At 70.2% G+C, this 12,469-nt stretch carries 17 protein-coding genes and 1 pseudogene; 13 read left to right on the top strand and 5 right to left on the bottom strand.

All coding sequences use genetic code 11. The features are described from left to right. Positions 1 to 202: 202 nt before the first annotated feature. Both ACGFZP_RS10510 and ACGFZP_RS10515 read right to left on the bottom strand, forming a co-directional pair. A pseudogene (locus tag ACGFZP_RS10510) lies at positions 203 to 277 on the bottom strand (hypothetical protein); the annotation flags it as partial. Positions 278 to 986: 709 nt separating this feature from the next. Beyond that, positions 987 to 1,448 carry a prevent-host-death family protein gene (locus ACGFZP_RS10515; RefSeq protein WP_392930719.1) on the bottom strand — a complete coding sequence of 154 codons (462 nt, stop codon included), beginning with the start codon at positions 1,446 to 1,448 and terminating at the stop codon, positions 987 to 989. A gap of 583 nt (positions 1,449 to 2,031) precedes the next feature. Here ACGFZP_RS10515 and ACGFZP_RS10520 point away from each other — a divergent pair. Genes ACGFZP_RS10520 through ACGFZP_RS10530 form a run of 3 tightly spaced genes read left to right on the top strand, consistent with a single transcriptional unit; the run spans position 2,032 to position 4,407 of the window. After that, positions 2,032 to 2,868, top strand: a complete 837-nt coding sequence (locus tag ACGFZP_RS10520) for a hypothetical protein (RefSeq protein ID WP_392930721.1) — start codon at positions 2,032 to 2,034, stop codon at positions 2,866 to 2,868. Between the two features lie 37 nt (positions 2,869 to 2,905). After that, positions 2,906 to 3,565 carry an HAD family hydrolase gene (locus ACGFZP_RS10525; RefSeq protein WP_392930723.1) on the top strand — a complete coding sequence of 220 codons (660 nt, stop codon included), beginning with the start codon at positions 2,906 to 2,908 and terminating at the stop codon, positions 3,563 to 3,565. Then, on the top strand, positions 3,562 to 4,407 hold the full coding sequence (locus ACGFZP_RS10530; protein WP_392930725.1) for a DUF1932 domain-containing protein: 846 nt from the start codon (positions 3,562 to 3,564) through the stop codon (positions 4,405 to 4,407). The genes ACGFZP_RS10525 and ACGFZP_RS10530 overlap by 4 nt, the downstream gene beginning before the upstream one ends. A gap of 13 nt (positions 4,408 to 4,420) precedes the next feature. Here ACGFZP_RS10530 and ACGFZP_RS10535 read toward each other — a convergent pair whose 3' ends face one another. The 3 genes from ACGFZP_RS10535 to ACGFZP_RS10545 all read right to left on the bottom strand — a co-directional run bounded on the left by ACGFZP_RS10535 (position 4,421) and on the right by ACGFZP_RS10545 (position 6,603). Further along, entirely contained in the window at positions 4,421 to 4,936 is a 516-nt protein-coding gene (locus ACGFZP_RS10535) for a guanylate kinase (RefSeq protein WP_392930726.1), read from the bottom strand. 50 nt (positions 4,937 to 4,986) lie between these two features. Further along, a complete protein-coding gene (locus ACGFZP_RS10540) occupies positions 4,987 to 5,988 on the bottom strand; it encodes an AAA family ATPase (protein ID WP_392930728.1) in 1,002 nt (333 codons plus the stop codon). A 261-nt stretch (positions 5,989 to 6,249) separates the two neighbouring features. Beyond that, positions 6,250 to 6,603 carry a winged helix-turn-helix domain-containing protein gene (locus ACGFZP_RS10545; protein ID WP_392930730.1) on the bottom strand — a complete coding sequence of 118 codons (354 nt, stop codon included), beginning with the start codon at positions 6,601 to 6,603 and terminating at the stop codon, positions 6,250 to 6,252. A 469-nt stretch (positions 6,604 to 7,072) separates the two neighbouring features. On the opposite strand from ACGFZP_RS10545, the gene ACGFZP_RS10550 reads away from it, so the two are divergent. The 10 genes from ACGFZP_RS10550 (at position 7,073) to ACGFZP_RS10595 (ending at position 12,448) form a co-directional block, all read left to right on the top strand. Next, positions 7,073 to 7,351, top strand: coding sequence for a hypothetical protein (locus ACGFZP_RS10550; protein WP_392930732.1), 279 nt, complete (start codon positions 7,073 to 7,075; stop codon positions 7,349 to 7,351). After that, positions 7,348 to 7,479 carry a hypothetical protein gene (locus tag ACGFZP_RS10555; RefSeq protein WP_392930734.1) on the top strand — a complete coding sequence of 44 codons (132 nt, stop codon included), beginning with the start codon at positions 7,348 to 7,350 and terminating at the stop codon, positions 7,477 to 7,479. Before ACGFZP_RS10550 ends, ACGFZP_RS10555 begins: the two co-directional genes overlap by 4 nt. An 8-nt stretch (positions 7,480 to 7,487) precedes the next feature. Beyond that, the gene (locus tag ACGFZP_RS10560; protein WP_392930736.1) at positions 7,488 to 8,477 is read left to right on the top strand and encodes a DUF2637 domain-containing protein; all 990 of its coding nucleotides are present in this window, start codon (positions 7,488 to 7,490) and stop codon (positions 8,475 to 8,477) included. Beyond that, entirely contained in the window at positions 8,474 to 8,827 is a 354-nt protein-coding gene (locus ACGFZP_RS10565) for a hypothetical protein (RefSeq protein ID WP_392930738.1), read from the top strand. Before ACGFZP_RS10560 ends, ACGFZP_RS10565 begins: the two co-directional genes overlap by 4 nt. A 72-nt stretch (positions 8,828 to 8,899) precedes the next feature. After that, positions 8,900 to 9,211 carry an RRQRL motif-containing zinc-binding protein gene (locus ACGFZP_RS10570; RefSeq protein WP_392930740.1) on the top strand — a complete coding sequence of 104 codons (312 nt, stop codon included), beginning with the start codon at positions 8,900 to 8,902 and terminating at the stop codon, positions 9,209 to 9,211. 49 nt (positions 9,212 to 9,260) lie between these two features. After that, the gene (locus ACGFZP_RS10575) at positions 9,261 to 9,650 is read left to right on the top strand and encodes an ATPase (protein ID WP_392930742.1); all 390 of its coding nucleotides are present in this window, start codon (positions 9,261 to 9,263) and stop codon (positions 9,648 to 9,650) included. An 18-nt stretch (positions 9,651 to 9,668) separates the two neighbouring features. Next, positions 9,669 to 9,854, top strand: coding sequence for a hypothetical protein (locus tag ACGFZP_RS10580; RefSeq protein ID WP_392930744.1), 186 nt, complete (start codon positions 9,669 to 9,671; stop codon positions 9,852 to 9,854). A 158-nt stretch (positions 9,855 to 10,012) separates the two neighbouring features. Beyond that, entirely contained in the window at positions 10,013 to 11,020 is a 1,008-nt protein-coding gene (locus tag ACGFZP_RS10585; RefSeq protein WP_392930746.1) for a hypothetical protein, read from the top strand. Positions 11,021 to 11,042: 22 nt separating this feature from the next. Next, the gene (locus ACGFZP_RS10590) at positions 11,043 to 11,450 is read left to right on the top strand and encodes a hypothetical protein (protein ID WP_030393886.1); all 408 of its coding nucleotides are present in this window, start codon (positions 11,043 to 11,045) and stop codon (positions 11,448 to 11,450) included. Between the two features lie 5 nt (positions 11,451 to 11,455). Continuing rightward, the gene (locus ACGFZP_RS10595) at positions 11,456 to 12,448 is read left to right on the top strand and encodes a hypothetical protein (RefSeq protein ID WP_392930749.1); all 993 of its coding nucleotides are present in this window, start codon (positions 11,456 to 11,458) and stop codon (positions 12,446 to 12,448) included. Positions 12,449 to 12,469 lie beyond the last annotated feature (21 nt).

The raw sequence follows: 12,469 nt of genomic DNA on the forward strand, positions 1-12,469 counted from the left end.
GAGGTCGGGTCCGGCATTGCCGTTCGCCGCAGACGACGCCAATATCCGGTACCGGCATGCGAAGTGCCTTCGGTAATCTCCAGGCTACTCCCTGTTCGGCCGAGCCCGGCGCGGTCGCGGTGGTCGATCTGGTGCCCGGCACCTTCGGGCGGACACCCCGCAGCGGCGAGGTTGTCGATCCGACGCACCCGTGGCCCAGGACCTCGCGTCGGCCCTCGTTGTCGACGCCGACAGCGACGGGGCAGTGGACGTTGGCGACCCGGCCGCCCTCGCGGATCTTCTGGCCTGGCGACGGTCCGGAGCGCGGCGGTACCGGCCGCGTTCTCCTGCCGACCTTCCGCTGGTCCGGTGGGCCGCCGCAACCGCGATCACGGAACGGCGAAGGCCCCGACCACTGAGCGGTCGGGGCCTTCGTGAAGGCGGAGGATACGAGATTCGAACTCGTGAGGGATTGCTCCCAACACGCTTTCCAATTCTCCCGAACGCCGTCCGCCGGGGGTCATGCCTGTCCCGGCCTGCGGTGGAGCGAACCACTGGACGGTGTCTGAACCTGGTCGGACGGAGGTGAATGAGACCAAAACGGAGACCATGCCGCCTGGCGCCCGCGGCTCGATCGATCCGCTCCGCCGCTGGTCAGCTGTCCGTGTCCTTGGGATGCCGAGGTGAGGCGTAGACGAGATGGACGGTCCGACCCGGTTCGTCGACGAGGTAGCGTACGCGCCCGCCGGCGGTCACCTCGTACTCCCACTGCGGTAGCTCGTCCCCGCCGAGAACGCGCGTTGCCAGACGGCCTCGGAGCCGGTGCTGTCGATCGGGGTCACGTGTGGACCGGGGGTCGGTACGGAGGGCTTCGAAGCAGCGGCGGGTGTTCCCCGGTGCCTCCGTGCAGAGATCGCCCCACCCCTTGGCGGCTTCGTTGGTGGCGAATCGCAGCCGCCACTCGTCACCGATCGGTGGCGGTGGGACGTCGTCTCCACGCTTGGGGCTCACGGGGCGAGCACCTCGCCGTGGTCGTCACCGGGTAGCGGCTCGGTGAGCTGGACGCTCAACTCGGGGTCGGCCAGGATCCTGGCGGTGGCCCGCCACTCGACGATCACGCGGTGCAGGTTGGCGTGGACGTCCAACTCCACCACGTCTCGGGTGGCGTCCACGAGGTCGACGACGAACTCCCGTACCTCCTCGGCCGACAGGTGCCGGGTCCAGGGGAAGACCTCGGGGAGGGCGAGGAGAACAGCGCGTGCACCCTCGTCACTGGTGATCAGGGCCGCGAACAGGCGTGCGGTGACATCCGCGGTTTCCTCGCGCTGGCGGTCGTGACGTTCCGTGGTCAGGTACAGATCCTCACCGTCACGTCTGGTGACGTGGATGCGCTGGGCCTGCTCGACGGTGTCCGCGACACGCTTCGAGTTCTTCGACAGATCGGAGAACGACACGGTGAGAGTGGACATGTGGCCACACTACTTCGGAACATGTTCCGAAGTCAATGTGCAGATGCACCTAGTTAGGTGCAGACTTCCGCGCTGTGGGCCGGGAACATGACGGGAACGTCTGGAAGCCTGGCGTGTGGAGGCCTGCAGTCACCGGAGGTGGTGTCGCGCTCGGGATCGTGGCGTTCATCGCCGCGCTGCTTCGATCGGTGCGGACGATCCTGCGACTGGCGGCCGATGTGGTGCGCTCATGGCGCGATCCGCGGCGTACCGTGTCGAGTCGTTTCGAGTAGGCGCCCGTGAACGACGACGAAGGCCCGGACCGCTGAGCGGTCCGAGCCTTCGATCAAGGCGGAGGATACGAGATTCGAACTCGTGAGGGATTGCTCCCAACACGCTTTCCAACTCTGCATGTCAGCATTCGGGGCGGTTCGCCTCAGTTCAGATGGCTGGTCCTAGAGTCTCTGCATCACTGTCTGAACGTCCCTGAACGGTGGCGAATGAGACTGTGGATGAGACTGCGCTCCAGTTGCTGGGTGGCTTTCTGATCACGATTCGTCCCGTGGCCTCCACCTCGAGGGATCGCCTCGGTAGCGTGCCGCGCGTGGACACCTCGACCTGGATCTCCATCGGTTCCGCCGTGGCCGCCGGCGGTAGTTGGGTATGGGCCATCCTCCAACGCAACACCGCTGAACGGGCACTCATGGCGGCCAAGGAAGCCAACGACAACAGCACCCGCGCGAACAGCATTGCCGAGCGGGCCCTGTCCGTCTCGGAACGTGGTGCGGTCGACGCCCAGAAGGCTCGGCTCGTGGAGGCGGCACCAAGGATCTCGGTGGCCGGCGGCACCGTGCAGTGGCCCCCACTGCGACAGGTGGATGTCGAACACTCCCCCGGTATCCCGTGGGAGAGCGACTACATCTTCAGGACACCGCGCGAAGCGAGTATGCCGGTGGGACTCCGCTACACGTTCAGTGTGAAGAACATCGGGTACGACACCAAGATCAACGTGAGCGCCAGGCTCGCCCCCGACGACCCGCACTACAACCGCGATCACCTGTCGCTGCCCATCGACATACCCAGCGGCGACACGATCACGTTCACGATGGAGGAATACCTTCCCCTGAGCGCTTGGATTGAGCAGGCCGAAGCCCGTGAGGCTGGCCAACCGGGCACCGTGGAGTTGCGCCCCTGGGTTCGTGTTGACGACGGCCAGGACGAAGGGACCATCGGCATCGTCAATCTCCTGGTTCCCTGCAATGGTCTCGTCAGGGTGCCTGACGAGGAAGGGTCCTGGCGCTTCCGCGATCCCTCGACGCTTGCTCCTGGTGAGCACTGGCCGCCCACCCTGGTGTTCGCCCTTCCAGGGCAGACGCTCTACTACAAGTCCAAGATGCGCGGAGAGCCGCTGGACCCACCCGTCGAGGAGCCCGCGGCTTAGAACCGGAACGAAGCCGAGCGCGGGTAGGGTCACCGTCATGGGCAGGCTCGTTCTCATGGACCTCGACAACACGCTGGTCAACCGGAACGGTGCCGTGACGGATTGGGCCACCGACTTCAGCGCGGCCCGGGGGCTGTCGGTAGAGGCTCTTCAGGCGGTGTCCGAGGCACTTCGGGAGCGCGCGACGCCGGAGACGTTCGAGGGCCTTCGCAGCATCCTCGGCCTAGCGGAGTCTGCTTTGGAGCTGTGGGACAGCTACGTGGCTGGGCTAGCCGCGCGGGTGGTCTGCGATCCTGCGATGTTGTCTCGACTCGATCGGCTGCGGGCTGCTGGCTGGTCGGTGGGCGTGTTGACCAATGGTGCGGCCGACATCCAGCGGGCCAAGCTCACCGCTACAGGCATCCTCGACCGCGTGGACGCGGTCTGCATCTCGGAGGAGGTTGGGGCCCGGAAGCCTGAGCCGAAGGCGTTTCAGGTGGCGGTTGCGCGGTGCGGGGGAGAGCTGCCGGGCGACGTTTGGATGGTCGGCGACAACCCCGTGACAGACATCGTCGGGGCCGGTGCGGCTGGCCTGCGGACCGTCTGGATCTCGGCTGGGAGCGACTGGAGCAGCCCGGGCTTGGCTCCCGACCACATCGCCGAGACCGCCGTCGATGCCGCAGACTTCCTGCTTGGACTTTCGGAGACTTCACGATGACCATCAAGCCGACCGTCGGCATCCTCCACCCCGGGAGCATGGGCGCCGCAGTGGCCGCCTGCGCCCGACCGAACGCGGCGCGGGTGCTGTGGTGTCCAGCGGGCCGTAGTCCGGCCACCAAGGCACGGGCCGAGCGGGCCGGGCTGGAACCGGTTGCCGGATTGGATGAGCTGCTGGAGCACGCTCACATCGTCCTTAGCCTCTGCCCGCCGGCTGCCGCCGAGGACTTGGCCCGCGCTGTCGCCGACCGGCGATACGCGGGAGTCTATGTGGAAGCCAACGCGATCAACCCCGAACGGACGCAGCGCATCGCCGCGGTGTTGGACGGATGCGCCCGAGCGGTGGTCGACGGCGCCGTGATCGGTTCACCGCCGGTCGGTGGCAAGCGGACCCGGCTTTACCTCTCCGGGCCAGCTGACGCCGTCTCGTTGCTGGAAGGCCTGTTCGCCGGAAGCCTGGTGGAGACTCCCGTGCTGGGTAGTGCCGTTGGCCAGGCGTCGGCCCTGAAGTTGGCGTACAGCTCCTACCAGAAGGCGTCCCGCGTGCTGGCAGCCGTGGCGTTCGGCGCGGCGCGGGCGCACGGCGTGGACGAGGCGTTGCTCGACGTGGCCGGCAAGCGGCAGGGCAGCTACCTGGTGGAGACGGGATACATCGCGAAGACTGCGGCGCGGGCGTGGCGCTGGGGTCCGGAGATGGAAGAGGCCGCCGACATGTTGTCCGCCGCTGGCCTCCCTGACGAGCTGCTGCGTGCAGCAGCCCAGACCCTGGCCCGATGGGAGGACAGCAAAGACCTCGTCGGGCTGACGCCCGACGAGGCCCTTGACCGTCTGGCCCGTCCGTAGCGGCCGGAGTCATCTACTGCGGCCGACCGCCTTCACCGCCGCGTGAGAGCAGAGCGTGGATGTGCCGAGCAGCCTCCACCGGTCCAACGCTGGTGGTGTCCAGCGACAGGTCCCAGGCCTGCCCCGGGTGCGCATCGATGTCGGCCTGCGTGGCATCCCACGCGGTTAGCCGGGCCTCGGTGTCGCTGTCGCCGCGGCCGGCGGAACGGGCCTCGGCCACCTCGCGCGAGCACCAGAGCAGCACGGCTGACCAGTCCGCCGTGTAGCCCGTCACCAGGGCGTCGATGCCCTCGATCTGCCCCAGATGCACGATCGGAACGCCGGCGTTGAACGCGCCGCCCAGTCCGGGGCGATCGATAACGTAGGTGTTGTCGTACCGGCTGTTCTGGTACACGACGTCGCCGGACTTCTCCAGTTCGGCAAGCTGCTCGGCAGTGCCCATCCGGTAGCCCGCGGACTTCCCCGATCCGACCTTCAACCGGGAGTACAGCATGTATTCCGCGCTGACCTCTTGGAGAGCCCTGGTCACCGTGTCCTTTCCGGCGGCTGGCGGGCCATAAAGGATGAGGCCCCTGGCGGTCACAGTCCACCGCCGCTCAGCACATCGCGGGCCTGGTCGGCGGCGGCGATGGCCGCACCCAGGCGGTTGTCCACGACGAAATGCGGGCCTTGCGGGCGCATCGCCAGGTCGACGGTGGCCAGGTACTCCGTCCAAGCCTCCATCTTCCACATGTCGCGGGCGGCGCCACGGAATTCGATGTACTCCCGCATTGACTCCGGGTCGCATTCCACCCAGATCGATACGCCCGTGGAACGCTTCGCCCTGCACCGATTGTGGAATCGTTGCATCCAATCCGGCTGCGAGAACTCTAGTAGGAAAGGTGCGTCAAGGATTACGGACGTGCCGCAATCGACGTTGTCCCATGCGGCCTCCATGAGGCAGCGGTATTCCAGCGGCCGGATCTTCTCGCGGTAGAGGGCGGAGCTCCGATCGTTAGCCTCGCCACCGAGTGCCACTAGTAGCTGGTCCACCAGCGGGCGGGTCAGTGAGTCCTTGTCGAGGATCGGCCATCCAGTGAGGCGGCCGATGAATTTGGCGAACTCGCTCTTGCCGGACCCTGCGTACCCGCCGATCAACAGGATGAACGGACCTGTTCCCTCTCCGTCTGCTCGGCGCTTCCACTCATCGACCAAACGGTTCCGGAAGGCTTCGGCGTCAACGCCGCCCGCGCCCTCACGGATGCTACCGAGAGCTTCGCGGACGGCCTCGGTCAGGTCCAGGGTGGTCTCTGCTGCACGCTGGTTGGGCACCGTGGTGACCTCTCCGGGGAGAGCCCGGCGAAAGCCCAGTTCCGCCTCGTTCAGGCGGTAGAGAATGCAGTACGCTCGGCGATAGTTGGGGCGAGGGCATGAACCCCCACTCTCGTGTGACCAGACGGTCTGAAAATTTGCGGCAAGGCTGAGATTGTGCCGCTCGCCGATTTCTCGCAGCTTCTCGCCGACTTCCTCAAGCGTCAGGTTGTGGGATTCTCTGACCTGCTTGAGGATCGCCGGATTCCATTCTGAGCGTTGCCGAGCCATATTCCCCTCCTAGGAAACTGCTCGTGCCGCGAGTGTAGCGGCTCGTTGAGTCACCCGAAAATCGTGATAGCAGTCGTGATAGCAGGCGTATAAGAATCTGCAACCAGAGACAGGTAAGGTTCCGTGATACAGATTCCGTGCTGGCGGGTGTGAACTGGACTCATTCCGCCCCCAGGAGGGATCAATGAAAGTCCACCCGCCCCAATATGCAGTCAGGGGACCGCAGCGAGACTGCGATCCCCTGACTCCCCCGCTCTCGCGTCACCGGGCCTCGAGCTCCGCGACCCGAGCCTTCAGCTCCTGGAGTTCGCCGCGGACCGCTGCCAGCTCCTGGCGCAACTGCCCGGCCTCCGCTGCCGGCGAGGCCTCGGCCGCCCTGGCGGCGGCATCGGGAGTAAGGAACGCAGCCTTGCCCTGGTGGCTCCTCACGAGGCCCGCCTCGCGGAGGTGGGCGACGGCAGCGCGCGCCACCGTCGGAGTCACCTCGTAGCGCTCCTGAAGTTTGGCCAGCGACGGGATCTTCCCGTCGGCAGCGAACTCGCCAGTCGCGATCCGCGCGCAAAGGTCGTCCGCCACCTGCCGGTAGGCGGGCCTCTCTCCGGTCCATTCGACCATCAACACTCCACATCCCTCTGCGTCTCTGCCTCATAGTGCCGCAATGCCCGGCCGGAACCAATGCTTCCGCATGTTGCCCAGCCGATGGACTTGCCAACTCTGCCTCTCTGCCTCACAGTGGGCTCTGAGGCAGAGAGAACAAAGCTCTCCCGAGCCTCGTTATTCCTGCACGTCAAAAGCCCGGAGGGGTGGGGTGACAGCCCCCCGAAGGCAGCGCTCGACCTTTGAAAACTCCACAGAGTGCTTCACGACGGGGCTCGTCCCCGTCCCCGTGCGGACCGGGTGACGTCCGCAGCGTTTCGAGTGTCTTTGGTCCCCGATCCGTCCGCTCGTCGGCCGGGTCGGGGGCCATGGCTGCTCGTGACATGACGAGTGGCTCGGACCCGAACGAAGTCGGGCCGCCGCGCTCCGGCCAAGGAACGCGCGGCGGCCCTCGGGTCCACGCCCCCAACTGAGAAGAGGTAGACCCGTGAGGTCGATTGTTGCAGGCCAGATGCCCCTGGGCGGGGCCGAGTTCGCCGAGTTGGCGCTCGGCGTGGACGAGGAGCTGTTCGCCGGGGTGCCCGGTGAGAGCGAGTTGGAGCGTGCGGCCCGGCTGGACGCGGCGGGCGCGGTGCTGGCGGACCTGCGTCGGGAGGACCCGGAGCTGGCCGCCTACGCCGCCGCGCTGCTGAGGATGGCGCCGGTGCCGCTGCGGCGCCCGGCCGTGATCCGCCGCACGGCGAGCGTCGACCGGGTGGCGGCGTGAAGCGGGCCGCCGGCCGGATGGATGTCCTGGCCTGGCTGGCGATGCGCACCGTCGCGCTCACGGCGCTCACGGGCGCCCTGTCCGCGCTCACCACCCGCTCATCCCGGCGGGGGCGGTGGTCGTGGTGAGGGCCCCGGTGAGTCCCGCACAGATCCGCTCCGCCGAGCAGGCGCTGAGCGTCGGGACGTGGACGATCACGTTCGGCGCTGTCCTCTACAGCGTGCTCACGGTGACCCCGCTGATGTCCGGACACAGCCCGGCGGGCTGGGAGTGGACGGCGCCGATCCTGCCGCTGGTCGTGGACGCGGCCGTGGTGATCGTGGTCCGCCTCGACAGCACGCTTGTACGCCTTGGCGGGGACGGCGGGCGCTGGCCGGTGGTGCTGCGCTGGATGACCGGCCTCATGACCGTGCTGCTCAACACCGGTCAGTCGGCCCTGGACCGCGACCCGGTCGGCGTGGCGGTGCACGCGGTGGCGCCCCTGCTGCTGATCGTCACCGCCGAAGCCTCACTGGCCTACCGGCGGGCGATCGCCGCGGCGCTGGCCGCCCGTGAAGCCGCTGAGCGCGCCGAGCGGGAGGGACGCGAACGCCTCGCCGAGGACAAGCGCCGCCAGGCCCGCGAGGACCGGCTGGCCGAGTTCGCCGCGGCCGAGCGGCGCGAGCGTGAGCGCCGTGAGCACGAGGAGCGCATGGCCCGCGATCAGCGTGAGCACGAGGCCAGGATGGTGCGCGAGGAACGGGCCGAACGGGCCCAACGGGAGGCCGCCGACCGGGTCGAGCGCGAACGCCGTGAGCACGCGGTGAGCGAGCGTGAGCGCCGTGAGCGCGAAGCCGCCCAGACCCGTGAGCAGCGTGAGCGGGAGGCCGCCGACCGCGCCCGCGAGGAGTTGCTGTCCGCCGCCCCGGCCGCCGAGCGGCTCCCGGAGGAACGCGCCCGCGAGATCGCCAAGGGCGCGTTCGCGGCCGGCCTGCCCCAGCGCTCGGCCGCTGAGCTGACCGGCTGGTCCGCCGGGTGGATCGCAGCCCGCTACCAGGAACTGCGCACCGCCCAAGCCGAGCGGCCCGCCCTGCACGCCGTGCCCGCCACCGGCACCCCGAGCAACGTCGAGGAGAAGGCATCGTGACCACCACCGAGAACGCCACCACCGTGACCGGCCAGCTCAGCGCGGCCGGCGCCCTGCTGGCCATCCTCAGCGCCCACGCCGACCTGCCCACCCCCACCGCTGGACTGAAGCAGTTCTTCCGGCCCGGCACCGACATCCCGTGGGGTGCGTGGGGCGTGACGCTGTCGCTGCACCGCGGCCTCGACGCGTTCGAGCAGTGGCGCGAAGCCCTGGGCCTGGACCCCGCCACCACCGACACCGGCGAGTGCGACACCACCCACTGGCTGACCGCACACGGCACCCGCCACGGCGTCCCCGTTGAGGTCAACGGCTTCTACAACCTGCCCGACACCGACGGCACCGGCGAGTAGCGCCATGGGACGCCCACGCTTCTGGGACCCGACCGGCGACCGGCACGGCGGCACCCCACCTACCCGTGGCGGATGGCCCCGACCGGCTACCTCACCAAGCGGCAGCTGCGCGCCCGGGGCCTTCGCCCCGGCGGCCAGCCGGTCGCCGCGCAGGTCCTCTGGCGCTCCCGCCGCAGCACGTCTGGCATGCGGGCCGCCTACCTCTACCGCCTGACCCTCGCCAAGCCCGTGAGGCCGATGACCCCCGCGAGGGCCGCGGCCCTCGCCAAGGCCAACGCCGCCCGCCGGACCTGCCCGGCCTGCGGGCACGACGCGGGTTACGTGCTCCCCGCGCACCTCGGCACCTGCCTGCCGTGCGCCGACAGCGCCCCGATGGCCGCCTGAAACCACCCCTGAACCGCCCCGCTGCCACCAGCAACAGGAGGCTCATGTCATGTCCGTGACCGAAATCCGCGTCGTGAGCTTCGGCTACCTTCACGGCGCCCCGCCCGCGGACGCCACCCTCACCCTCGATCTGCGCCGCCACTTCCGCGACCCGCACGTCGACCCTGCCCTCCGGCACCAGACCGCGGCCGACCTGCCGGTCCGCGTCGCCGTCATGGCCACCCCGGGCATCCGGGAGCTGATCACCTCGGCCGCGCTGCTGGTCGACGCGTTCGACGCCGGTCCGTCCGAGGCGCCGCTGACCGTCGCGGTCGGCTGCGCGGGCGGCCGCCACCGCGCCGCCGCCGTCGCCATGGCCCTAGCCCGGCGCCTCGCCAAGACCGGTACCCCCGTGCACCTCACCCACCGCGACCTCGACAAGCCCGTCGCCAACCGCTGAACCGAAGGAGAACCCCTGATGTTCGGTCGCTCCCGCTCCGAGGCCAAGCCGTCGACGCGTACCGAGACCCCGGACCACGTCGCCGCCGACGGCCGCACCTGGACCGGCGCCGACTACGACGAGGCCCGCGCCAACGGCAGCACGGTGCACGCCCCGCGCACCGGCCACAGCCGCGACCAGCTCGGCCACCCCGCCTCCTCCTGACCGCCCCGGGGTGCCCCGGCCACCACCGGCCGGGGCCCCCACCCGACTTGGAGATACGCCGTGATCGGCACGCTCATCTGCCTGGCCCTGGTCCTCGGGGACGCGGGGCTGGCCTGGTACTGCATCCGCCTCCTCATCCGCGCCGAGGGGTGGAACCGGTGACCACTCCGCCCCCGCCCCCCGGCTACCCGCCCACCGCCGGCATGCCCACCCCCGCCTCCGAGCCCGTGGCCGAGTGGTGGCGCAAGGACGGCCCGCGCATCCCCGCCCCGGCCCCGGGTGCCACCGTGCACACCCCCGTCCCGATCGCCGCCGGCGGCCCGGCCGCCCCGGCCTCGATGGAGGCCGCCGCGCAGGCGTTCTGGGCCCCCGTCGGCCGGATCCTGGCCGAGCAGGTCCCGCACATCGCCGAGCAGATCGGCCAGCAGGTCACCCAGCTCATGACCGAGACCGAGGCCCAGCGCTCGGCCCGCGAGCAGGTGCAGTACGAGGCCGTGCGCGACGCCCAGCGAGCCGTGCGCGACGCCCAGTTCGCCGCCGCGGGGGAGAGCGCCGCCCAGCGCGCCGAACGCCACCGCGTCGAGAACGTCCTCACCCCCAGCCACCGCCGCGACGACCTCGTCGGCATGGTCGACCTGCTCGCCGAGCGGATCGGCGAGACGCCCGACGAGCGGGCCGCCCGCCTGGACGCCGAGCGGGAGCTCGACAAGCGGCGGGCGCGGGCCCGGGAGGACGCCGAGCGGGCCGCGGCCGGGGAAACCCCGGAACAGCGCACCCGCCGGCACCGCCAGCAGCGGCTCGCCGACAAGCGCACGGCCTCGACCCGGGCCCGGCGCGAGCGCCGCCGCGCCGCCCGCACCGCCGGTCCCTCCGACCGCACCCGCCGCTTCCGGCGCTGGTGCGTGCTCACCGCGATCAGCGCGATCGGCGGCTGCTCGACCGGCCTCGTAACGCTGATCGCCCCCGGCGGCCCCTACGTCGGCCTGCTGCTGGCCGCCGGCGGCTGGGCCCTCGACCTCCACATCCGCGACCGGGGCCGCCAACGCGTCAGCGAGGTGACCCGGCCCGGACCGCTCGTGCTGCTGGTCCTCGTGCGCATCCCGGTCGCCTCCGGCCTGGCCGTCGCCGCCGGCCTCGACCACGTTCTCGCCGCCCTCTCCCTCTAACTCTCGGCCAAGGAGACACACCATGAGCAGCCTCATCGCACTCGGCACCGGCGGCGCCGCCACCGTCACCACCATGTACCTCTACGTCGGCGTCCGCGGCAAGAACAAGATCAACGTCGCGGACGAGCACGTCCCCTACTGGGCGTTCGGGATCGGTCTGCTGTCGGCCAACGCGGGCACCGCGTTCCAGCAGCTGGCGGGCATCGGCCAGCAGCTGAGCAGCTCTTTCCAGGGGAACGCCGCCCTGGGGGAGTGGCAGACCGGCGCCACCGCGGCCGTCCTGACGATCGCCGTGTTCGGGCTCAAGCCGAAGCCGTGGAAGGACGCGCTGTGCGGCGCCGTCGCCCCGTCCCTGTTCGCCGCTGCCGGCGGCCTCTGGGCCCTCCCGGCCAGCATCCTCAGCGGCCTGATCACCTCGTTCATCGGCTGACGGCGATGGAGAACATCTTCCCCACCGACACGGTCATCTCCACCATCCTGTACCCGGTCACCGGCCTCGCCGCAGGCACGCCCGTCCTCATCCGCAAGCTGACCGCCCCCCAGCGCGAGCGCCGCGCCGAAGCCGCCGCACTCAAGACCAAGCAGAACGAACTCGCCGCCCAGGCCCTCATCGACGCCGAGACCGCCTGGGCAGCGAAGGCCGCCGCGGAAACCGACCCCGCCAAGCGTGCTGCCATGCTCCAGGCCCGGGAGGCCGCGCAGGTGGCGGCCCGCCAGTTCGAGCTGGAGCAGGCCAAGACCGCCCGCAAGGCCGCCCGCGGCAAGCTCGGCGACACCGCCGGCGCGGGCGCCCTGCTGCTGATCGTCGGCGGCCCGCTCATCTGGTCCCTCGCCCGACCCCTGATCGAGCCCGGCATCGGCCTCCTGATCGGCGCGTGGTGGATCGCCGCGCTCATCCACGCCCCCTCCCCCGGCAAGGACACCGCCGACGACGCCGAGCAGGGGCCGCAGACCGACCAGGACGGCGCCCAGGAGGACCCGCTTCCGACCCCCGGTCAAGAGCCCGCCCAGACACCCACCGTGACCGCCGACCCGACCCCCGCTGACGCCCGCCACACGGTGGCCCTCCTCGGCGCCGCCGGCACCCACGTCGCCCTCACCGCCGTGACCGCCCACCTGGCCGCCGCCCACCCCCTCTGGGACCGCTCCGGGAAGGCCACCAAGGCACTCCTGCGGGAGGCCCGCGTGAGGGTCCGCGACGGGGTGAAGGTGGGCGGCATCAGCGTGCCCGGCATCCACCACGACGACGTGCCCCCGCTCCCCTCCCCCTCCGATCCCTCCCCTGAGTCCGGTGTTGTTGCAGGTCAGAGCAACAACAACAACCACAACAACGCCCAGGAGTGGTCCACCCGAGAGGGGTTCGTCATGCGCTCCGACCCCGACAACCCCGCCCGAACGATCATCGTCAGCCACACCCCCGCCGCCTGATCCACCCACACGAAAGGCGCC

It is taken from the genome of Kitasatospora sp. NPDC048239 (assembly GCF_043202015.1).
Lineage (GTDB): Bacteria > Actinomycetota > Actinomycetes > Streptomycetales > Streptomycetaceae > Kitasatospora.

Coding starts and splice junctions, on each gene's coding strand:
- ACGFZP_RS10525 (WP_392930723.1), top strand. CDS start 2,906: ATGGGCAGGCTCGTTCTCATGGACCTCGACAACACGCTGGTCAACCGG.
- ACGFZP_RS10590 (WP_030393886.1), top strand. CDS start 11,043: ATGAGCAGCCTCATCGCACTCGGCACCGGCGGCGCCGCCACCGTCACC.
- ACGFZP_RS10580 (WP_392930744.1), top strand. CDS start 9,669: ATGTTCGGTCGCTCCCGCTCCGAGGCCAAGCCGTCGACGCGTACCGAG.
- ACGFZP_RS10570 (WP_392930740.1), top strand. CDS start 8,900: ATGGCCCCGACCGGCTACCTCACCAAGCGGCAGCTGCGCGCCCGGGGC.
- ACGFZP_RS10595 (WP_392930749.1), top strand. CDS start 11,456: ATGGAGAACATCTTCCCCACCGACACGGTCATCTCCACCATCCTGTAC.
- ACGFZP_RS10530 (WP_392930725.1), top strand. CDS start 3,562: ATGACCATCAAGCCGACCGTCGGCATCCTCCACCCCGGGAGCATGGGC.
- ACGFZP_RS10515 (WP_392930719.1), bottom strand. CDS start 1,448: ATGTCCACTCTCACCGTGTCGTTCTCCGATCTGTCGAAGAACTCGAAG.
- ACGFZP_RS10540 (WP_392930728.1), bottom strand. CDS start 5,988: ATGGCTCGGCAACGCTCAGAATGGAATCCGGCGATCCTCAAGCAGGTC.
- ACGFZP_RS10575 (WP_392930742.1), top strand. CDS start 9,261: ATGTCCGTGACCGAAATCCGCGTCGTGAGCTTCGGCTACCTTCACGGC.
- ACGFZP_RS10545 (WP_392930730.1), bottom strand. CDS start 6,603: ATGGTCGAATGGACCGGAGAGAGGCCCGCCTACCGGCAGGTGGCGGAC.